Origin of the sequence: Lampropedia aestuarii (genome assembly GCF_004803635.1) — a bacterium.
Taxonomy (GTDB): domain Bacteria; phylum Pseudomonadota; class Gammaproteobacteria; order Burkholderiales; family Burkholderiaceae_C; genus Lampropedia; species Lampropedia aestuarii.
This window is the reverse complement of record NZ_SSWX01000015.1, coordinates 1-17,495: the sequence shown is the minus strand read 5'-3', so window position 1 is coordinate 17,495 and position 17,495 is coordinate 1. Positions and strand designations below refer to the sequence as shown.

Here is a 17,495-nt window from a genome sequence, read left to right as displayed (position 1 = left end):
TCAATTTTTCAGACTAACAAGTGCAAGTTATTTTCAACGTCACTCGTCATCTTTAGTGTCGGGCTTACTGTTCGCTTTAAAATTTTTTTGATTAAAATAATCCAGCCACTTACCCGTTGCTTTATTATTCGCACGCACGCCCCTAATCTTCGACAATGCATGATCATCAGTCAATGCCGCAGCAGCGCTCATCTCCATCACCCTCAACCAAAAATCACTAGAATTTTCAGCGCTTCGCTTGCTTAAATCAATATCATGAATCGCCAAACCACGTCTTGGCGCCGAATTAACTGCATCATCGCCTACCACATCCACTGCAGGATCAACACCCACTTCCTTCAATCCAGATAATTCACGCTGAAGAGAAGCTATTAATTTTTTTGATTCTCCATCTTGGCTTTCCATTTGAGAAAGCTCTCCCAAAAGTCGGTCAATTTCCTTGAAACTATTATCTCTTGACTCTTCAGCTATCACTATCTTTTTTTCATAGGCTTCGTTTGTCGCCACTAAATCCTTAACAAAGCCCCCCATTTCGTCGGCACTCCCAGCCAAACGATTAAATATTCCCAAAAAATACATAATTTGCTGATCATTCGAGAAATTTGGATAGCGCACCTTATGATCGATCTCACTCCATCCTTCTTCAAAAATCGTACGAATCTGAATTTCAAAGTAAATATCTCTATTTAATGGCCTCGCCTTAACAACATGATGCACAGATCGATACCCAGCTGGATGATCTTTTACATCTAAACCATGAAATTTATACTTATCTATTATAGAGTCAGAGTCTCCGCTTCTAACATAAGCAACCGGACTCTCTGCCTTCTCCCACAATCTAGATATTTCATCATTAATATTAAAGCAATCATCCTTAAATAAATGCAGCGCTCGAATTCCAATCAAATCAGTAATTATTTCATGATAATTATTGATATTTAAATTTTTATATTTAGAAGGCTCAGAGTCATCTTCATCCTTGAAATCAGCATCGGACGCCTTCTTTCTTATGATCTTCTCAATAAGATGAGACGGATCTTTGACCCTCCATCTTACGGAATGCACTCCTTCTATTTTCTGAATTAATGCAGCATACATCGCAGCACTTTGCGAGAGCCTAGAAATATTGTCAGCATGATCTTTCTTAATCTCCATCATTTCAGATAAATCACAGCCACTCTTCACCCAAACTTCGTGAGAAATATTTGACGAGGCAAGAAAATCATATAACTCTTTTTCCATATCTTTCCTTCAAACAGAAATTTTGTAAGCACTTAAATCATTTCACAGCATTCTAGCACCGTCAAAATTACTACTTGAAACACATCTTCTGACCTCACAAACTTTTGGCCTACCGCGTCAAACATCCGCGTAGTCTCCCAGCTTTATCACAAAGCAGCGCTTGACCTTGGCGCTGTCTGAGTCTCAAACCACATTCACACCTAGGACGCCAAACGCTGTATTGTGTCCGCTAGGGCATCCATCTCATCCAGGCCATGACGCCTCCACTCTTCACGCCCGCCATGGATACCGTCTTTGCTGTGGTTGTCGTGATGGCGCGGGCACAGCGGCACGGTCAGGAAGTGGCTTGGCCGCTGCGCCATGCCTGAGCCTTCCCGAACATGGTGCACGACGGCCATCGTCTCGCCGTAGCCGATCGTTCGGCACACAAAGCAGCCCAGCGCGGCCACCCGGCCCATGTATTCGCGCTCTGCGCGTGTTGCATTTTTCTTCATGATCCAAGCGCCCCTATCAATGCGACAAACAACACCCAGCCTGAATACTCAACGCCTATGTGTAGCCCCACCATTCCGGCGACAGCCAGGACCACAAAACATGCAGTTCGCGCAACCTTACTCATTGAACCCCCTCAGGATCACTTCAATCATGTCGATGCGCGCAGCAGGCGTCAGGTGGGGCCACAATGTCTTGCCAGCATGCGCAGTACGCAGAAAAGCCACCGCCTCATCGTGAAATCGCTCCATGTCGGCCTGCTCCAGCTTTGAGTAGCTGATGGTCTTAGGGACGGGAAACACTCCACCTTTGGGCCCTGGATACCAGTCGCAGTGCCCGGCGCCGACCTTAATCCAGTCACGAAACCCTTTAAACACATCAAACCGCTCTTGCGCCTGAAATACTGCTTGCTCCAAGGCCATGTGTTTGCGGTGATACCAGCCAAGGCGCTCTTGATGTGTCCTAACTTCCATGACTTCGCCGGGCTCTAATCGAAGCACCCTATTCCACCAGCGTCTCCAGCTCTTTTGATTGCTCTCGCCAATGCCATCGATGTGCTCAAAAATCCCGCGGCGCATTACCAACCGATCAGCCTCCGACAACTCAACGCCTGGCATGCGCACCAATTGAATTTCAGCCATCAGAACGCCTCCACTTCCCAGCCGCCACCGGCTTTCTTTGTTTTTGCCTTGATCGCAATAAACCGAAACGGGTACATGTCGGCAGCAATCTTGATCTTTGCCCGCGCGTCGTCTTGCCAGAAACCTTTCACCTCATGGAGCTCCATCACTCCATCGGCAGCCATCACCGCAAAATCTGGCGTGTAAAACGTGTTGTCGGCTAGGCGCAGCTTCAAGCCTTCGAATTTGTGCCAATGGATTTCGCCAGCATGCTGCCGCAGCGCAAGATGAGCACCATAAGCAGCCTCGGTTTTATTCATCTGGCCCGTTTTCAAGCGGCCCAGCGCAAAACTTGGATTGGTATTAGTCATTGACGCCTCCCAAGTCCGCAAGCCGATCTTGGTATTGCTGAATGCACCCACCTCGTGCACCGACCAGCTGCACCAGAGCATTCAGTTGCTCGCGCTCACCGCGGCTACCTGGCTTTGGCATCGTCAACTTGGGGGCCGCATGCTTGGCCGGCAAAGGCGGTGGGGCTTTTCCGACCTCTGGCCAAGCTGGCTTGTTACCAAAGTACGGATCTACCCGAACACTTGCGCACCCAGCTCCGTGATGCGATAGCGCAGATAGCGACTGGATCTGTGATCTTCTGCGCGCTCTATCCAGCCCAGCAGCTGCGCATGCCTCAGCGCCCATGACAGGCTCTTGGGCTGCGGCAATCGCTTGGCTATTTCCCGATAGCTCCAATAGCGCTGAGGTGCCTCCGAGAGGATGAATAGCACCTGAGCCGTCGCCCCGGTCGCACTCAGGGTGCCCAGCGGCTTGGGGTTCTCCGGCGCCTGTCTGCGCACCGCAGGTGGGTTCTGAAATTGCCAAATCGTCATACATGCCCTTCAGCCTCCTGCCGTAACGTTTTTCCGATGACTATCCCAAGTGAAGGCCACGACGGCCCCACCATCCTCTTTGATTCGATCCATGACGCGCTCACCAACAAAGGACTGCACCTCATCTTTGGTCAGGTTCGACAGCAGGATGGTCGGCTTGCGCAGCTCGTAGCGCTCGTTGAACACATCGAACAGGATGTTCTTTTCAAACTCAGAGCCAAATTGCACGCCGACTTCATCAAGGATCAACAGGTCTGGCTCGACCATCGACTGGATCACCTGCGACTCCGACACGCCCGAGCCTTTAATCCATGAGTCCTTGACCATGCGGACCGCGCGCAGCACGGTGGTGAACATGACCTTTGCGTGGTGCTTGCGCATGGCGTGTAGCCCGATAGCCGTGGCCAGATGCGTTTTGCCGGTTCCAGGCTTGCCAAGGAATAATGCGCAGCGGCCACTGTCGCGGACCTGCTCGAAATTCATGGCGTAGTCGCGGGCAAATGCCACGGCGGCGCGTTGCTCTGGCGTTGTGGCCACGTAGCCGGAAATCGTGCGATCGCGGAACCGTGGGGGAATGCCTGCGCGCTCAATCTTCGCGTTCCACTCCTGCGTTTTAACGCGTTCGTCGTGTGCGGCCTGCTCCGATTCCTCTCGCGCCTGCTTTTCGACCGAGCACTTTGGGCAGCCAAGCCAGACGGACCGCATGTGGCACTTGCCGATGTAATCGCCGTGCGTCTCGCAATGCGCTGCGCGCTCGAGCGGCGGGTTGTGGATGATGGTGTCGAAGGTCATACCAGCTCTACTCCTTGGCCATAGTTTTTGTTTTCAAAGTTCTCAGGCGGCGGCATTCGACGCCCCGGCGGCTTGCCCACCTGCAGCTTTGCCGCGTCCTCACGCCGTCCTGCGGCCATGGTCAGTGCGTAGGCAAAGCCCTTGCCCCGTCTCACAGTTTCGGATGCTGCGTAGACAAGCTCGTCAACCGTTACGCCTTCGGCGAGAAGTTTTGTCAGCAAGGGGTGCGATGGGTTTGCGTCTTGCAGTCCGGCAGTCCTCATGGCCTTTGTCGCCAAACCTTCCTCGCTCGCGCTTTCCGAACGAAGTGAGGATGTATTTACTTCTTCTCTTCTCTTCTCTTCTCTAGCGTTACTTGTTACGTCACGCGTTACGCCTTGCGTTACGTCATCAGCGGGCGTAACTTCGCTGCTTTTTGCTTTCTTTTTCTCGCGATATCGGGCCTGTCTTTCAGCAGAAGAAGACCGAGCGTTATTCTTCGCAGGCGCGTTGTTCTCTAGGAAGTTGGGCATGGTTACCGTGCCTTCTTCAGCATCAAATACAGCCCAGCCAGCAGACGCCATTGCGTCACCAAAACCAGGTATGCCCGCAACTTGATCGATCACCTTCAGCGTGCTGTTATGCCAAACGCCATCAACTGTGTGTTCATTGGTTGCGCACCACACGCGTAACAGCCCGCCAATCGTTATGTCACGCGTTACGTCACTCGTTACGATCTCCGACAGCGTTCCAGTAAAGCCGGTGGACATGCGGCGACCAACGTCAGTCGATCCGCCGATGATTTCCGCAATCATCAGAACCTTGGGGTTTGTGCACAGTGATGCACGCATCTTGATCCAGTCGCCTGCCATCACACACCTCCTGCCGCATACACCCGCGCACCACCTGTGCCATGGCCCTTAATGCGGGTTGTAGAGCCAACTATTCGAATTGCATCCTCACGCAATGCGCGTGCGTAAATGGAGCCAAATGCACGGTCATCTGCAGGGCGGATGCCGGCCATCTTGGCCGCATTCGTCACAAGCTCTCCGCTGATTGGTCCGTGCACCGCGATGTACTCAACGATGAATGCATAGGCTCGCTCACTAAACCCAGGCGTGGCCTGCTCTTGCTTATCAGCACAGGCTTGGCCAGCCTCTTGCCCTAGCTTGCGGGCTACTCGCTGATGCGTCTTGATGTCAGCCGTTTCGCTCATGACTACTCCCCGATTGCGGCCCGATTGCGGCCCTGTTGCTCAACTTCCTTGTCGAACACCGATGCGCGAAGATTGGCGCAATGCTCCACATAGGTTTTGCCGTAGCAAATTTTGAAAACTGCATCGCGCAGCAGCTCGGCCTCACTGGCGCCAACGGCGGAAGCGATGCGCTGAAACTCAAGGCGCACAACTTCAGGCACCAGCGTCTTCATGGGCTCGTCGCATTTACCTAGTGGGCTCGACACACCCCGAGAAAACAGTGAATCAGTCATGGCTTGCGCCTCAAGGAAAAATATGGATGACCTGCAACTTGTCCGCGCCTGGTGCGCTTATTGGATTTCGTCAGTTGATGAAATGGAGAGCCATGCGCAGCTAGCGCGACTATTGGGGCCAGAGTCATATGACTTGCTTGTTAGGCATGGGCTGCTGTGAATCACACTGGAGGCAAAGGACGCCGACCTAAAATGACGATTCCACTCAATCACGTTAGAAAGGGCCTTTGCCATGGAAAAAGAGTTGCTCGACGAGCTGCGCACAATCAAGATGATGTGCATTGCCAACTTCGTAGAGTTGCAGGAGATACGACGCAAGCTCAACATTGCCGATTCCAACGACGACGACTGGTACGAGTACGTAAACTCCACTCGCGACCAAATCGATGCGCTGGACAAAAAGCTTCGTCGCTTGTTCAAGGACGATCTCCCAAATCTTTGGGAGCAGAACATTGGGAAGTCACCCGGCTGAAAACACTGTTCTCAAAAAGCAAATCCTTTGATCTGTCGAACATTTCGCTCGCCCTAGCAAGCACATCAGAAGCATCGGAGAACGGCAATCCTTCCAACAGCGTAAGCAGCTCTTGCGCTCTGGCTTCCTGTTCTCGAAGTTTGACTTTTTGGGGGTGGATGAACTCAGCCAAACGCGCCTTCTCTTTCAGAGCAGAATACAAAGGTGCTTTATTGACTTCTGCGGCTACTGATGAGAGTACAACCCCGAATTTGTTGGCGTGGAATGGCAAGGGATCGTCTGTAGACTTGCCTTTAGTGGACTCGTTAGGTCGCTTATCCATGCGCCGCCTCCTTGGTGAGTTCGGGGAAGGTGCTGCGAGCCAATGCGGAAATTTTCAGAGCGTCATCAGCCCCGTCTGGAATACGACCTGACTCCCAGCGCGAGAGCTTCGGTTGCGATACTCCTGTGATGCGAGAAATCTCGGATTGAGACATCTTCGTGCGCAGTTTTTTCAGATCATTTTGAATTTGAGACATGCATCAATTATGCACATCTGCATTATTAAATCAAGCATAAAAGCATTATGTATTTGTGCATAGTTGCGCTATGGATGCTTCAACCTTCTTCAACAAAGTGCTTGCCTTGCGCGAGCTAAACCCAAACGCCCTTGCGGCAGCCATACGCAAGCAAACGGCACAATCTGGATTTGACCGCCTAAGAAAGGGCGAGATCAAACAGCCCAAGCGCGGCGGGCCAATCGAAGATGCGGCCAAGTACCTGAAAGTTGATGTACTTGCCTTCTACGACGAGCGGGTTGCTGACTCGGAGTGGAATCGAATCAGTGGAAAATCAGGCGAGCAAGATTCTGTTGTAGTGACCGCCAACCTTTCGCCCGCGCCTGCGCCGGGTGAAGATGCTGTGCGCGTGCCGTTGCTGGCAAATGCGGGCAGCATGGGGCCAGGCAATGACGTGCATCACAGTGATGTGATCGTGGGGGCCATTTCCTTGTCGCCTGAATGGCTCGACAAACGCATCAGGCCTACTTCGCACAGGGCTTTGGGATTTATCCATGCCTACGGCGACTCTATGAGCCCAACATTTGAGGATGGTGACATTCTTCTAGTCGATACCGGTCTACGCGACCCTTCTGGCGCAGACGGCGTTTATGTGCTGGAGGCGAATCACCGCATCTTCATCAAACGAGTAACAGAAAAGCTTAGCGGCGGACACATCGTCACAAGTGACAACCCCAGCATTAAGACCACAGACGAGCTGAATGGTGACAGTGAGGTGCAAGTTAAAGGCAAAGTTGTTTGGGTCTGGAATGGGCGAAAGTTATAAACGGACACGTTTTGCATACAATACACACTTTTTTTAACGCTGGAGTGGTTATGAAATTGGGTTATGCACTGACTTTTGCTACGGTCGCTCTATTGGCTGGTTGCGGCGGCGGCGGAGATGAGTCCGCTCCAGCTCCAGCTCCAGAGCCTGAATTGCCGCGCCCCTCATATGACGTGGATAGAACTAAGACTCAGTGGACTAGCTTTAGCTTCACGTCAGCTTTAGATGGAAAAAAAACAACCGTTCTAACAGCATCAAATAGTGGCGACATCGAATTCAAGATTTCATGCAGCGAAGGTCGCAGGTCATATTACCTAACCACAGATTTCATAACCGGATCAGGCAAGGTCGCATATCGTATTGGGAACAATGAGATTCGAAATGAGACATGGAGAGAAGCCAGTGGCTACAAACTGTTAGTGCCAAGTTATGCAAATCCTAATATCTACCGGCAGCTTTATCAAAACTGGAATGTAGTTTTTGAGGCCCATCGCTATGGCGGCGGCATGCGGACGTCGACTCTTCGAGCCGACGGCTTTCCAGCCATGGTCGATCAAACTCGCGAAGTGTGCGGCTGGTCAGCGGAGGAATTTCCGGTCAATAATGGTGCACCAACTGCTTTGCCAGACGAGGCTCCATCATTTGCAGTAACGCCGAGCTATTTTGAAAATTCCATTTATCAATTTGGATATGAGGCATGGCGCCAATACAAAGACGATGGCAAAGCCGTCTTGCTAGTTCGTGTTGGAGAAGATTTGAATCTCTGCGGAACACGCTCAGTAATTTCCAGTAAATCTTTCTACGTGACTCAAAATGGCAAGGAAGTGACTGCGACACCAGGTTTTGATCTTCTTCTGTCATGCAAAACACGGACTCCATTCACTTTAGCTCTTCAGGGCGACTTTGATCCGTCGCAGCCCCTAATCCTGAAAACCTACCCATCCCCTTACTCGAGCACATTGAACCCCGGTCAGCCAATGTCACAAGTCCAGCTGTAATCTTTGCAGCATGGGCTCCTATCGAATTTTGCCCAATCCGCCTTACTCCCGATCTATCCGCATCATTGGCAAGGCAGTGAAGCATCGTCGTCGGCTGGGATAACCGCAAGCAGATCATGACGCGGTTTTGAGATCCGAACCACACCACAAACACTTGTATGTACTTTTTTACTGCTGCACTTTTACCCTTCGCAGCCGGATTTATCTACTACCACGCAATAGAGAAAGACTTCGGCAAGTCTTGCTCTGTCTTTGGTTTATCTTGGCTCGTCGTTCTTGGCGGATTCTTTGCTGGTCGATGGGAATCGGACAGCAAACATCAAGAGGTATTGATGATTGCTTGTGACCGCATAACTGGGCAAAACAGGTACGTCTGTAACTTCTGAGTGCTTAGAAAGCATGGAACTTCAGGTGGTCAAGAGGGCGGCGTGACCAAGCTCCAGGCAGCAAATCCTGACTTCCCCAACATCAGCTTTAAGGATGGGCTGACGCTGGAGATATGGGGTGTGGTGACGTCTTCGATTAAGCAGTTTGCGGTGTAGGCGAGGCAGAGGCGAAGCGGCGAATGGCTGCCGGGGGGGGCAGAGGACAGCAGAAAATCCATCCTGCAACAATCCATGCTGGTGCCGGAATAAACTATTTATGCACGCAACTTGACTTTTTTGCGTGCATATCAATAAAATGCACGCACTTCAACTGAGAAAGTGTGGTGCCAAATGTCGTCATCCAAATCCGCAGGCGGTAAAGCTCGGGCAGCAGCGCTCACGCCAGAGCAAAGAAGCAAATCCGCGAGCAACGCGGCCAAAGCAAAGGTTGAGCTAAAAAAACTACCTATGGCAACGCATGGCTCTGATAATCGCCCACTAATACTGGGCGATGTTCAAATCCCTTGCTATGTTCTGGAAACTGGCGAGCGCGTTCTGTCAGAGCGCGGCCTCACTGCTGCGCTAACAATAAGTCGCGGCTCTACCGCCAGCGGAGACTCGCGCCTCACTGTCTTTGCTGCACACCCTGCAGTATCAGCAGCAAGCCCAACAAATCTTGTCGAGACTCTAAAGAATCCAATCAAATTTAAAAGGCCAGATGCTGGACGTGTTAACTATGGCTACCCAGCAACTGTTTTGGCTGACATTTGTGAGGGTGTATTAGCAGCCAGAGCCAATGGGACGCTGCCGCCAAATTACGAAAATATCGCAAATCAGTGTGAGCTTCTTGTCAGGGCCTTCGCTCGTGTTGGGATTATTGCCTTAGTCGATGAAGTAACCGGATACCAGAAGGATCGTGCGCGTGATGCACTGGCAAAGATATTGGAGGCCTATGTCGCAAAAGAACTGCAACCATACGTTAAGACCTTCGATGCGACTTATTACGAGCAACTTTTTCGGTTGCGCGGCCTTAAATTCCCCCCAGAAAATCCAAAATTTAGACCGCAATATTTTGGCTTATTGACAAATGATATTGTTTATGAGCGATTGGCCCCAGGTCTACTTGAAGAACTGAAGAGGCAGGCGGCAAAAGATGAAAAAAAATCACACCTACACCGAAGACTCACGCAAGAGGTTGGACACCCAAAACTTAGGGAGCACCTTGCATCCGTCATTACAGCGATGAAGTTATCTAAAGACTACAAAGACTTTATCGACAAATTAAATATTCTTCATCCGCGTTTTGGAGACACGATCCCTCTGGATCTTAATGAAGGAGACAGATAAGCCAGCAGCCCGCCCCGAGCGGGCTTTTTCATGTCTGCGCCATGTAAAAACCGCCCCTCCTTGGGCTACGATGGAGTTTCCAATCAACCATCGCCAAGGAGGGCGTGAAACTATGTCGACCGACCAGAAATCTATTGCAGCAGCAGACTTAGCCGATCACTACATCACAATCATATTGAATACAAAGCCAGAGGCGCTGGTTGGAGTCAATCCCGCCGTCTACAGTAATAGTAGGCACGATGCGGCCGACTTCAACGCAATTAGCGCCAAAGCGCAGAGTATTGTTGAATTCCGCCAGCAATTAATTAATGGCTTTCAGAATCAGCCCCTGCCTTCTGCTGACGAGTAATTTCGTCGCGGCAACTTGTATAGGCGCGAGCCACACGCCAACCCGTCTGGGCACCATCCTCGCCGGGAGCTGTTTTCATTGCCGCGATCATCGAGAGTAAAAATTTAATCATCCGATTCCCCTGCCCGCACCTCGCGGGCTTTTTTTGCGCCCGGATGGGTGCATGGGTGAGATTGTAGAAGAAATTTTAAAAATAATGCATAACTGCATTGACTCATATCATGCACTTATGCATAATCCATCCCATTGCAGCAAAACACTGCGACGGGTGAAGTGGATCGACGCAGCACCGACAGGCTTTTTAAAAATTGGCTTCCTGCGGATCAACTATTAGGGATTTCCGAATAGTTGGCAGCCATTGAATTGGTAGTGGGCGCAAACCGGGAGCGGCTTAGCAGCGAATCCGGGTGAGGCTGATTAGGGCCAAGAAAAGAAACCGATCAACTTCAACTATCACGGCGGTCGTGCGCTAGTTGTCGCTCCCTGGTGAGGGCTGCATGCGAGTGGTTATTTCCATTTTGGAAAGTACCACGCGAAGAAATGCAAGAAAACACACTTCGCAGCCTGAGTCGAAGAAAGGCCGCGTACCCTGAGCGCATCAGGGAGCAATCCAGAGCATCGCGTGCGGTGTTGTGGATTGAATCAGCCCAGCATTGTGTGGCGCACATAACACGATGCAGCAATAGATGAAGGTGCAGCATTTCTGGACAACGCTCTAAGCTCGGTGGGTCGAGTGGGTAATGCGACAGCGCAGCGTCAACGGATTTACTGCCAGTAGCCCCGATGTTTCATCGGCCTGATTGCTATTGCGGACAGCGGGAAAGACTGCACCTTTTCGAGTGTGATTGATTGGGCGGAATGCGCAGGCTGATGCGCACCAAGGATCGACGGCTGGCTGCGGTCTAAATGTTCGACGTACCCATTACGCAGATGCTGGAGATCAGTGCCAGCCCGCCCAATCAATCGCATTTACGGATATCGTGATTGCGATATCTAATAAATATCAACAAGTTACCAAATGGCGCCTTCCTCAATGAGGGCGCCATTGAGTTACGGCGAAAGCAGATGTTGAGCGCTGGGAAAGCCTGGTGCAGGCCAATCAATGCAGCGAGTAGCCACCACACACAGCCCCAACGCGGGGCTTTTTCATTGGAGCAAGCAATGCAAGTTCTAGAAAACAGCCACGCCTGGGCGCATGAGCGGGCATACGAAGCCCAGCAGCAGGCAGCAGACGACCGCGAAGCCTATCAAGACTGGATCGCGGCGCAGGCAGACAGCGTGCTGCTCAATCAAGCGCCCAACCGCGACGTTATCGACGACGCGCAAGCCTGCATTGTCGGCAGCAAGTTCGAGGACAACGTGTTTGCCAGCTTCTACGCATGGTGCGCCGGTGATATTGAACTGGCAACCAAGCACAAGCAAGCTGCCCAGGCACTAATTGAGCGCGAAATTCAAGGCGTCTTGGCCGACAAAACCCCAATGAGCAAGTGGCGAAAAGCACACAGGGAATTGAGCTATGAGTATTAAAACAATCTTGGCTGCGGCCATCATCACCAGCGTCTCACTAGGCGCTTTTTTTCCGTCCGAATCTACCGGAATGAAGGCTGACCGGGTTGTGGCTCAGATCGCTGCAGAACAGGGAAAGGGGTTGGAATGAGTCAGTGCACATTCGATGAATCATGGCGTGGCCCGTGCAAGGCCGCGTGTGCGGATGGGCAGCCATTCTGCGACAAACACTTGCAAACGAAGTGCAAAGTATGCGGCGAGCAGGCAACAAACGAATGCGACCACACAGGTCAGTTTGTTTGTGGCGCTCCCCTCTGTGACAACTGCGAGGGCCACACAGACACCTCTAAGCCGTCTGGTGGCTGGGGATTCCTGAATCACACACATCGGAGGAAGCCATCATGAAGTACCAAGAGTTGCGGGATGCCCCTCAGGAGAAGCCGAAAGGCGCACCCTCAGAGGAAGTCGTCAGCAAAGAAGAATTGCAGAAGGCCTTCACAAATACGAACTTTGGCACAGATGACCACCGGCAGCTGCTTGAAGTCAGCGTGCTGAAGAAGGCGGTCGGCTATCACTGTGGGCACACGATCACAGTGATTATGGGTGAGTTGGGACTGATTCAGAAATCCGGCCTGCCAACCAAAAAAGGCCAACGGTTACTGCAATGCGCCTTCAATGACCTGATGCGCAGAAAAGGCGGTTGATATGACCTTCACAGACACCGGCAAGCTGATTATCGGCAGCCGATACGACCCGGCCAAACGGCCACAGATCGACACAGGATGGCAGCAGATCATCCTGGAAATGAATGAAAACAAAGCAACCACAGCCGCCAAGAGCGGCTTTTTTAACGACCACAGCGACCTCTACGCCCTGCCCCATCACATCAAAGGCCTGGCACTGCATCGAAGCAAAAACACGGCGCGCTTTTAAGCTGCCGACATCAAGAAAATCAAAGGACTAATGAGATTTCAAAAGGCACGCAGCAAGTATGCGCTCGTCGCCTGTCATGGACCAACTTGATTTTTTGCATGCATCTTCTTTTTGTCGTCCCTCATATGTGAGTCCGAAATAAGTTGCAGATGCCAGCACAACGAAGCCAGCAAAGATGCTGATGGCGATTTTGTCGTACATAAAAGTTGCGAGCATAAATCGAATTAGACACACCATAGCCCGCAATAGCGGTTTTTTTTCATGGAGAAATCATGAGCGCAGCAATCGCAACGACCAAGACCTTTGACTTGAGCCCTCAAACATTCGATCAAGCCATGGCGTTCAGCAACATGTTGGCCGACTCTGACCTGGTGCCCAAGGACTACAAAGGCAAGCCAGGCAATTGCATGATCGCCATGCAGTGGGGTTCTGAGCTGGGCCTGAAGCCTCTGCAGGCACTGCAGAATTTGGCGGTCATCAATGGCCGCCCTGCTCTCTGGGGTGATGCGGTCATTGCGCTGGTGCGCAGCAGCCCGATTTGCGAGTATGTGCTGGAGACCGACGACGGCCAGACAGCAACATGCAAGGTCAAGCGCCGCGGCGAGCCCGAGCAGGTGCGCACGTTCGGCATGGATGACGCAAAGGCGGCAGGCCTCGCAGGCAAGCAAGGACCTTGGACTCAGTACCCAAAGCGCATGCGGCAGATGCGTGCCCGGGCCTTTGCATTGCGCGACGTGTTCCCCGACGTGCTGCGCGGCCTGCCAGTCGCTGAAGAAGTGGTGGACGCGCCAAAGGACATGGGCATGGCCCAAGAAGTGGGCGCCCCCGTGGCCCCGCCAAAGCCTGCGCAATATGACGATGCCGACTTTGCCAAGAACCTGCCCGCCTGGGTTAAGGCAATCACAACAGGCCGCAAGAGCGTTGACGATGTGGTGGCTACGGTCGGCGCCAAAGCACCTTTGACGCTCGAGCAGATTGGCCGCTTGCGCGCCGCAGTGGCAGAGCAGCAGCCCACGGATGTGCAGCCAAAGCCGGTCACGACAAGCGCCGATGAAATCGCCGACAGCATGACCAGCGCAAGCAGCCTCGAACAGCTCGACTTGGCCGCCAAGGCAATCGCTGGCATCACCCAGCAAGAAGATCGTGACCGCCTGATTGGCATGTACCACGAATTGCGCGAACACCTCGAAGGAGCCACCCAATGAAGCACATCACCTTGCAGCAAAGCACGCCAGAATGGCATGCACACCGCGCGGCCCACTTCAATGCCAGCGATGCGCCGGCCATGCTGGGCCAGTCGCCATACAAAACTCGCGCCGAATTGGTCAAGCAGCACGCCACCGGCATCGTGCCCGATGTCGATCCGGCTGCGCAGCGGCGCTTCGATGCTGGTCACCGCTTTGAAGCGCTGGCCCGCCCACTGGCCGAAGAAATCATTGGCGAAGAGCTGTACCCCGTCACCGGTGTGCTGGATGGCTCAAAGCTCTCAGCCAGCTTCGACGGCCTGACGATGCTTGAAGATGTGGCCTTTGAACACAAGACGCTGAATGACGGCCTGCGCGCAGCTCTGGTTGACGGAGCCACCGGCACAGCCTTGCCACTGAACTACCAAATCCAGATGGAGCAGCAGTGCATGGTCAGCGGCTGCGACAAGGTTCTGTTCATGGCCAGCCAATGGGATGCCGAGGGCAACCTGGTCGAAGAGCGCCATTGCTGGTACACGCCGAACGCTGAAATTCGCCAGCAGATCATTGCAGGTTGGGCATTGTTTGAGCAGGATGTGGCGGCGTACAAGGCCAACCCGCCAGCCGAAGTGGTTAAGGTGCAGGCCGAAGTCGTGGAAAGCCTGCCCGCCGTGGCTGTGCAACTCAATGGCGCACTGGTTGTTGTGTCCAACCTCGACAAGTTTGGCGATGCGCTGCGCGCCTTTGTAGATCGTATTCCAGCCAAACCCGCCACAGACCAAGAGTTTGCCAATGCCGAGGCGGCATGCAAGACGCTCAAGCAAGCAGAAGATGCGCTCGACGCAGCCGAAAGCCAGGCACTGGCGCAAATCAGCGACGTTGAGCAGTTGCGCCGCACTGTGGCCAACCTCAAAAATTTGGCCCGTACTACACGGCTGGCGACTGACAAGCTGGTCAAGGCCGAGAAAGAAAACCGCAAGCTGCAGATCGTGATGGAGGCGCAGACGGCATTGGCCAACCATGTCGCCAAGACAAACGCTGCCTTGCCCGCTCCGGCGCATATCCCGCAGCAGCTCAAGAACTTTGGCGAAGAAATCAAAGGCCTCAAAAGCTTTGACTCGATGCAGGATAAGGTAAAGGGCGCATTGGCTGCGGAAATTGCAGCAGTAGATGCCCTGGCGCTCAAGCTGACAGCGAATCGCGCAAGTCTGAATGACGCCGAAGGCAAAGACTGGATTCTCTTGTTTGCAGACTTCAACGACGCAGGCCAAAAGGAAACCGCTGACTTCAAGGCCATTGCCGCGCTGCGCATTGGGCAGCACAAACAAGCCGAAGCCGACCGCCTGGAGGCCGAGCGCGAGAAAATCCGCACCGAAGAAGCAGCCAAGCTGAAGGCAAAGAACGATGCCAAGGAAGCGGAAGAAGCCAAAGCCAAGGCGGAGTCTGAGCGCATCGCGGCGGGAGCACTGGCACCAGCTGCGCAATCCTCAGTGGCCGCGCCAGCACCGCCCGCAACGTCGTATAGCCCAAGTGCCACCGGCTACCGCCGCCACTCAGGCCATAACGACTATGTGAAGCCAGTGCCTCAGCATGAAGCCAGCGCGCCAGAAGACGACGGCAGCCGCGTCAAGCTGGGCCAGATCAATGCATTGATTGCGCCGCATACCCTCACTGCTGACGGTCTGGCGCAACTCGGTTTTGTCCACGTAGACACAGACAAGAGCGCCAAGCTCTACCGCGAGTGCGACCTGCCAGCAATTGCCATGGCATCGGCGCGGCACTTCCTGGCCATCGCAGAGCGTCTTTCGGCAGAGCAACTCGCCACCGCATAACCCCAGCCCGCCAAGTGCGGGTTTCTTTTTGGATAAAGCATGCTCAAGAATTTACTTATTTTCCGTGTCGCGTCGAGCTGGGTTGCCGATCTGGCGAAGGCCTGCGAAGCCCTAGAGGCTCACCCATTCACGCCCTGCGCGCCAACCCAAGAGCGCAGCATGGGCTGGGTCAGTCCACGAGGCAAAGAACACGGTGCAATCATCGAAAACATCGGCGGCCACTGGATTACTCGCTTCGTCGTTGAAACCAAGGTGCTGCCCGGCTCAGTCGTAGACGCGGCAGTCGAAGCAAAGTGCAAAGAGATCGAACAGCAAACAGGCCGCAAACCTGGGCGTAAAGAAATGCGCGACATCAAGGACGATGCGCGGCTATCACTATTGCCCGCTGCGTTCACAAAGAAAGTCGGCTACTGGGTATGGCTGGACGTGAAGCAAGGCTTCTTGGTCATTGACGCAAGCAGCCCAGCCAAAGCCGACGAAATCCTCACAGCGCTGGTCGAGCAGCTGCCGGGCTTTGTGCCCAAGATTTTGCAGACCGTCGTTTCACCGGCCACGGCCATGACGGCATGGCTTGAAGATCAGGTTGCGCCTGGCGCATTCTCACTGGGCGCCGAGTGCGAGCTGAAAGCAGCAGACGACACCAAGGCCACGGTCAAGTATGCGCGGCACTCGCTAGAGATTGAGGAAGTGCGCGGCCATCTGCAAGCGGGCAAGCGCCCTACCCGGCTGTCATTGGGCTACGCAGACCGCGCAGCCTTTGTGCTAACCGACACACTGCAGGTCAAGAAGCTGCATTTCAGTGATGTAGTGCACCAGGACAAAGACAAAGCCGATGACCACTTTGATGCCGATGTGGCCCTGACCACCGGCGAGCTAGCAATCATGATCCCTGCGCTGATCGAGGCGCTGGGTGGCGAAGAAACACCACTGTAAGGACCAGACCATGAACCGAGAGCAACGACGCCAAGCCGCACGGCTTGCAAAGTCCCCGCAAAAACTACAGCGCAGTCGCTTGGGCAGCTTGGCGCCGTTGCGGCTGCTTGATGACTGCCGACAGTACGACGACCACGACTTAACGATGGATCACATCAAGATTCGGTCGTGCTTCGCTCGGTTGCGCGATGGCAGCGGCACTGAGGACGATTTCAATCGCGTGGCGGTTGCGATCAATCTTGCCAAAGTGCGGGCCCTGCAGATCGATGAAATCCTTGCCGATCACATCGAAGTCGCGCAAGACGCGATGATGCGCTGCAAAGCCCGGTTTGATTCTCATGGCCGTTTTGGCTTCGATGGCCCAGGCCTACTGGCCGTGCTTGATGCCATTGGCGCTAACGAAGAAATCGTGCGCAACAGTACGCCCCGGCAGATGGAAAAGGCGTTGCACGTAGTGCGCGACGTGCTTGCAAGCGCGCACAGAAAAGGCCCACGCATGTCAGCCGTCATCATCTAAGGATCACACATGAAACGAACCGCACAACTCTGCAAACCCGTTCTCACGCCCGATCAAGCAATGGCCAAGTTCAACCGCGAGGCCCGTTTGCGCGCTCCGGGCAAGCTGGAGTATGAAGTCTACGATCCAGCCAAGCACAATCCCGACCACACCGGCTACCGCCAAGGTGTTCGGCCTATTGCGATGACTGGAGTGAAGTGAATGGCCTTCAAAATACCTGAAATCAGGGATATGAAGAA

The 17,495-nt window shown here is 53.3% G+C and carries 25 protein-coding genes; 14 read left to right on the top strand and 11 right to left on the bottom strand.

From position 1 onward, the window contains the following. Nucleotides 1-39: 39 nt before the first annotated feature. From E8K88_RS11900 to E8K88_RS11860, 9 genes are all read right to left on the bottom strand, one after another. Complete coding sequence (locus E8K88_RS11900) at nucleotides 40-1,242, bottom strand: addiction module component (protein ID WP_136406895.1); 1,203 nt, start codon at nucleotides 1,240-1,242, stop codon at nucleotides 40-42. Between the two features lie 200 nt (nucleotides 1,243-1,442). Further along, nucleotides 1,443-1,736 carry a Ref family recombination enhancement nuclease gene (locus E8K88_RS11895; RefSeq protein ID WP_136406894.1) on the bottom strand — a complete coding sequence of 98 codons (294 nt, stop codon included), beginning with the start codon at nucleotides 1,734-1,736 and terminating at the stop codon, nucleotides 1,443-1,445. A 117-nt stretch (nucleotides 1,737-1,853) separates the two neighbouring features. Beyond that, entirely contained in the window at nucleotides 1,854-2,375 is a 522-nt protein-coding gene (locus E8K88_RS11890; protein WP_136406893.1) for a DUF1367 family protein, read from the bottom strand. Further along, entirely contained in the window at nucleotides 2,375-2,776 is a 402-nt protein-coding gene (locus tag E8K88_RS11885) for a DUF1064 domain-containing protein (RefSeq protein ID WP_338092876.1), read from the bottom strand. The genes E8K88_RS11890 and E8K88_RS11885 overlap by 1 nt, the downstream gene beginning before the upstream one ends. A 159-nt stretch (nucleotides 2,777-2,935) precedes the next feature. Then, nucleotides 2,936-3,238 carry a MarR family transcriptional regulator gene (locus E8K88_RS11880; protein WP_136406892.1) on the bottom strand — a complete coding sequence of 101 codons (303 nt, stop codon included), beginning with the start codon at nucleotides 3,236-3,238 and terminating at the stop codon, nucleotides 2,936-2,938. Between the two features lie 9 nt (nucleotides 3,239-3,247). Next, entirely contained in the window at nucleotides 3,248-4,030 is a 783-nt protein-coding gene (locus E8K88_RS11875; RefSeq protein ID WP_136406891.1) for an ATP-binding protein, read from the bottom strand. Further along, nucleotides 4,027-4,881 (bottom strand): hypothetical protein, encoded by an 855-nt coding sequence (locus E8K88_RS11870; RefSeq protein ID WP_136406890.1) that lies wholly within the window; start codon nucleotides 4,879-4,881, stop codon nucleotides 4,027-4,029. The genes E8K88_RS11875 and E8K88_RS11870 overlap by 4 nt, the downstream gene beginning before the upstream one ends. Next, a complete protein-coding gene (locus tag E8K88_RS11865; protein WP_136406889.1) occupies nucleotides 4,881-5,225 on the bottom strand; it encodes a hypothetical protein in 345 nt (114 codons plus the stop codon). The genes E8K88_RS11870 and E8K88_RS11865 overlap by 1 nt, the downstream gene beginning before the upstream one ends. Nucleotides 5,226-5,227: 2 nt before the next feature. Then, on the bottom strand, nucleotides 5,228-5,497 hold the full coding sequence (locus tag E8K88_RS11860; RefSeq protein ID WP_168797320.1) for a hypothetical protein: 270 nt from the start codon (nucleotides 5,495-5,497) through the stop codon (nucleotides 5,228-5,230). 232 nt (nucleotides 5,498-5,729) lie between these two features. Here E8K88_RS11860 and E8K88_RS11855 point away from each other — a divergent pair, with 232 nt between their 5' ends. Beyond that, entirely contained in the window at nucleotides 5,730-5,969 is a 240-nt protein-coding gene (locus E8K88_RS11855; RefSeq protein WP_136406887.1) for a hypothetical protein, read from the top strand. Here the strand turns inward: E8K88_RS11855 and E8K88_RS11850 are convergent. Next, a complete protein-coding gene (locus E8K88_RS11850) occupies nucleotides 5,914-6,291 on the bottom strand; it encodes a hypothetical protein (protein ID WP_136406886.1) in 378 nt (125 codons plus the stop codon). The genes E8K88_RS11855 and E8K88_RS11850 overlap by 56 nt on opposite strands. Continuing rightward, on the bottom strand, nucleotides 6,284-6,487 hold the full coding sequence (locus tag E8K88_RS11845) for a helix-turn-helix domain-containing protein (RefSeq protein WP_136406885.1): 204 nt from the start codon (nucleotides 6,485-6,487) through the stop codon (nucleotides 6,284-6,286). The genes E8K88_RS11850 and E8K88_RS11845 overlap by 8 nt, the downstream gene beginning before the upstream one ends. Before the next feature lie 70 nt (nucleotides 6,488-6,557). On the opposite strand from E8K88_RS11845, the gene E8K88_RS18350 reads away from it, so the two are divergent. From E8K88_RS18350 to E8K88_RS11780, 13 genes are all read left to right on the top strand, one after another. Further along, a complete protein-coding gene (locus E8K88_RS18350; RefSeq protein WP_240754497.1) occupies nucleotides 6,558-7,292 on the top strand; it encodes a S24 family peptidase in 735 nt (244 codons plus the stop codon). A gap of 50 nt (nucleotides 7,293-7,342) precedes the next feature. Further along, on the top strand, nucleotides 7,343-8,290 hold the full coding sequence (locus tag E8K88_RS11835) for a hypothetical protein (protein ID WP_136406884.1): 948 nt from the start codon (nucleotides 7,343-7,345) through the stop codon (nucleotides 8,288-8,290). A gap of 716 nt (nucleotides 8,291-9,006) precedes the next feature. Further along, nucleotides 9,007-10,002, top strand: coding sequence for a P63C domain-containing protein (locus E8K88_RS11825; protein WP_136406883.1), 996 nt, complete (start codon nucleotides 9,007-9,009; stop codon nucleotides 10,000-10,002). After that, nucleotides 9,986-10,351, top strand: coding sequence for a hypothetical protein (locus tag E8K88_RS11820; RefSeq protein ID WP_136406882.1), 366 nt, complete (start codon nucleotides 9,986-9,988; stop codon nucleotides 10,349-10,351). Before E8K88_RS11825 ends, E8K88_RS11820 begins: the two co-directional genes overlap by 17 nt. A 1,161-nt stretch (nucleotides 10,352-11,512) precedes the next feature. Continuing rightward, nucleotides 11,513-11,878, top strand: a complete 366-nt coding sequence (locus E8K88_RS11815; protein ID WP_136406881.1) for a hypothetical protein — start codon at nucleotides 11,513-11,515, stop codon at nucleotides 11,876-11,878. Beyond that, entirely contained in the window at nucleotides 11,868-12,008 is a 141-nt protein-coding gene (locus tag E8K88_RS18040; protein ID WP_168797319.1) for a hypothetical protein, read from the top strand. The genes E8K88_RS11815 and E8K88_RS18040 overlap by 11 nt, the downstream gene beginning before the upstream one ends. 250 nt (nucleotides 12,009-12,258) lie before the next feature. After that, the gene (locus tag E8K88_RS11810) at nucleotides 12,259-12,561 is read left to right on the top strand and encodes a hypothetical protein (RefSeq protein ID WP_136406880.1); all 303 of its coding nucleotides are present in this window, start codon (nucleotides 12,259-12,261) and stop codon (nucleotides 12,559-12,561) included. Between the two features lies 1 nt (nucleotide 12,562). Beyond that, entirely contained in the window at nucleotides 12,563-12,790 is a 228-nt protein-coding gene (locus tag E8K88_RS11805) for a hypothetical protein (protein WP_136406879.1), read from the top strand. Between the two features lie 272 nt (nucleotides 12,791-13,062). Beyond that, nucleotides 13,063-13,995, top strand: coding sequence for a hypothetical protein (locus tag E8K88_RS11800; protein WP_136406878.1), 933 nt, complete (start codon nucleotides 13,063-13,065; stop codon nucleotides 13,993-13,995). Further along, complete coding sequence (locus tag E8K88_RS11795; RefSeq protein WP_136406877.1) at nucleotides 13,992-15,806, top strand: YqaJ viral recombinase family protein; 1,815 nt, start codon at nucleotides 13,992-13,994, stop codon at nucleotides 15,804-15,806. The genes E8K88_RS11800 and E8K88_RS11795 overlap by 4 nt, the downstream gene beginning before the upstream one ends. Before the next feature lie 39 nt (nucleotides 15,807-15,845). Then, nucleotides 15,846-16,739, top strand: coding sequence for a recombination-associated protein RdgC (locus E8K88_RS11790; RefSeq protein ID WP_136406876.1), 894 nt, complete (start codon nucleotides 15,846-15,848; stop codon nucleotides 16,737-16,739). A 79-nt stretch (nucleotides 16,740-16,818) separates the two neighbouring features. Next, nucleotides 16,819-17,256: a hypothetical protein gene (locus tag E8K88_RS11785; RefSeq protein ID WP_136406875.1), complete on the top strand. Its 438-nt coding sequence runs from the start codon at nucleotides 16,819-16,821 to the stop codon at nucleotides 17,254-17,256. Between the two features lie 9 nt (nucleotides 17,257-17,265). After that, nucleotides 17,266-17,457: a hypothetical protein gene (locus E8K88_RS11780; RefSeq protein WP_136406874.1), complete on the top strand. Its 192-nt coding sequence runs from the start codon at nucleotides 17,266-17,268 to the stop codon at nucleotides 17,455-17,457. The last annotated feature ends 38 nt before the right edge of the window (nucleotides 17,458-17,495 follow it).

Excerpts from the sequence above, each read along its gene's own strand:
- E8K88_RS11805 (WP_136406879.1), top strand. The coding sequence starts at position 12,563 with ATGACCTTCACAGACACCGGCAAGCTGATTATCGGCAGCCGATACGAC.
- E8K88_RS18040 (WP_168797319.1), top strand. The coding sequence starts at position 11,868 with ATGAGTATTAAAACAATCTTGGCTGCGGCCATCATCACCAGCGTCTCA.
- E8K88_RS11865 (WP_136406889.1), bottom strand. The coding sequence starts at position 5,225 with ATGAGCGAAACGGCTGACATCAAGACGCATCAGCGAGTAGCCCGCAAG.
- E8K88_RS11850 (WP_136406886.1), bottom strand. The coding sequence starts at position 6,291 with ATGGATAAGCGACCTAACGAGTCCACTAAAGGCAAGTCTACAGACGAT.
- E8K88_RS11875 (WP_136406891.1), bottom strand. The coding sequence starts at position 4,030 with ATGACCTTCGACACCATCATCCACAACCCGCCGCTCGAGCGCGCAGCG.
- E8K88_RS11835 (WP_136406884.1), top strand. The coding sequence starts at position 7,343 with ATGAAATTGGGTTATGCACTGACTTTTGCTACGGTCGCTCTATTGGCT.
- E8K88_RS11790 (WP_136406876.1), top strand. The coding sequence starts at position 15,846 with ATGCTCAAGAATTTACTTATTTTCCGTGTCGCGTCGAGCTGGGTTGCC.
- E8K88_RS11880 (WP_136406892.1), bottom strand. The coding sequence starts at position 3,238 with ATGACGATTTGGCAATTTCAGAACCCACCTGCGGTGCGCAGACAGGCG.
- E8K88_RS11860 (WP_168797320.1), bottom strand. The coding sequence starts at position 5,497 with ATGACTGATTCACTGTTTTCTCGGGGTGTGTCGAGCCCACTAGGTAAA.
- E8K88_RS18350 (WP_240754497.1), top strand. The coding sequence starts at position 6,558 with ATGGATGCTTCAACCTTCTTCAACAAAGTGCTTGCCTTGCGCGAGCTA.
- E8K88_RS11800 (WP_136406878.1), top strand. The coding sequence starts at position 13,063 with ATGAGCGCAGCAATCGCAACGACCAAGACCTTTGACTTGAGCCCTCAA.
- E8K88_RS11780 (WP_136406874.1), top strand. The coding sequence starts at position 17,266 with ATGAAACGAACCGCACAACTCTGCAAACCCGTTCTCACGCCCGATCAA.
- E8K88_RS11845 (WP_136406885.1), bottom strand. The coding sequence starts at position 6,487 with ATGTCTCAAATTCAAAATGATCTGAAAAAACTGCGCACGAAGATGTCT.
- E8K88_RS11890 (WP_136406893.1), bottom strand. The coding sequence starts at position 2,375 with ATGGCTGAAATTCAATTGGTGCGCATGCCAGGCGTTGAGTTGTCGGAG.
- E8K88_RS11855 (WP_136406887.1), top strand. The coding sequence starts at position 5,730 with ATGGAAAAAGAGTTGCTCGACGAGCTGCGCACAATCAAGATGATGTGC.
- E8K88_RS11810 (WP_136406880.1), top strand. The coding sequence starts at position 12,259 with ATGAAGTACCAAGAGTTGCGGGATGCCCCTCAGGAGAAGCCGAAAGGC.
- E8K88_RS11815 (WP_136406881.1), top strand. The coding sequence starts at position 11,513 with ATGCAAGTTCTAGAAAACAGCCACGCCTGGGCGCATGAGCGGGCATAC.
- E8K88_RS11825 (WP_136406883.1), top strand. The coding sequence starts at position 9,007 with ATGTCGTCATCCAAATCCGCAGGCGGTAAAGCTCGGGCAGCAGCGCTC.
- E8K88_RS11795 (WP_136406877.1), top strand. The coding sequence starts at position 13,992 with ATGAAGCACATCACCTTGCAGCAAAGCACGCCAGAATGGCATGCACAC.
- E8K88_RS11870 (WP_136406890.1), bottom strand. The coding sequence starts at position 4,881 with ATGGCAGGCGACTGGATCAAGATGCGTGCATCACTGTGCACAAACCCC.
- E8K88_RS11900 (WP_136406895.1), bottom strand. The coding sequence starts at position 1,242 with ATGGAAAAAGAGTTATATGATTTTCTTGCCTCGTCAAATATTTCTCAC.
- E8K88_RS11820 (WP_136406882.1), top strand. The coding sequence starts at position 9,986 with ATGAAGGAGACAGATAAGCCAGCAGCCCGCCCCGAGCGGGCTTTTTCA.
- E8K88_RS11895 (WP_136406894.1), bottom strand. The coding sequence starts at position 1,736 with ATGAAGAAAAATGCAACACGCGCAGAGCGCGAATACATGGGCCGGGTG.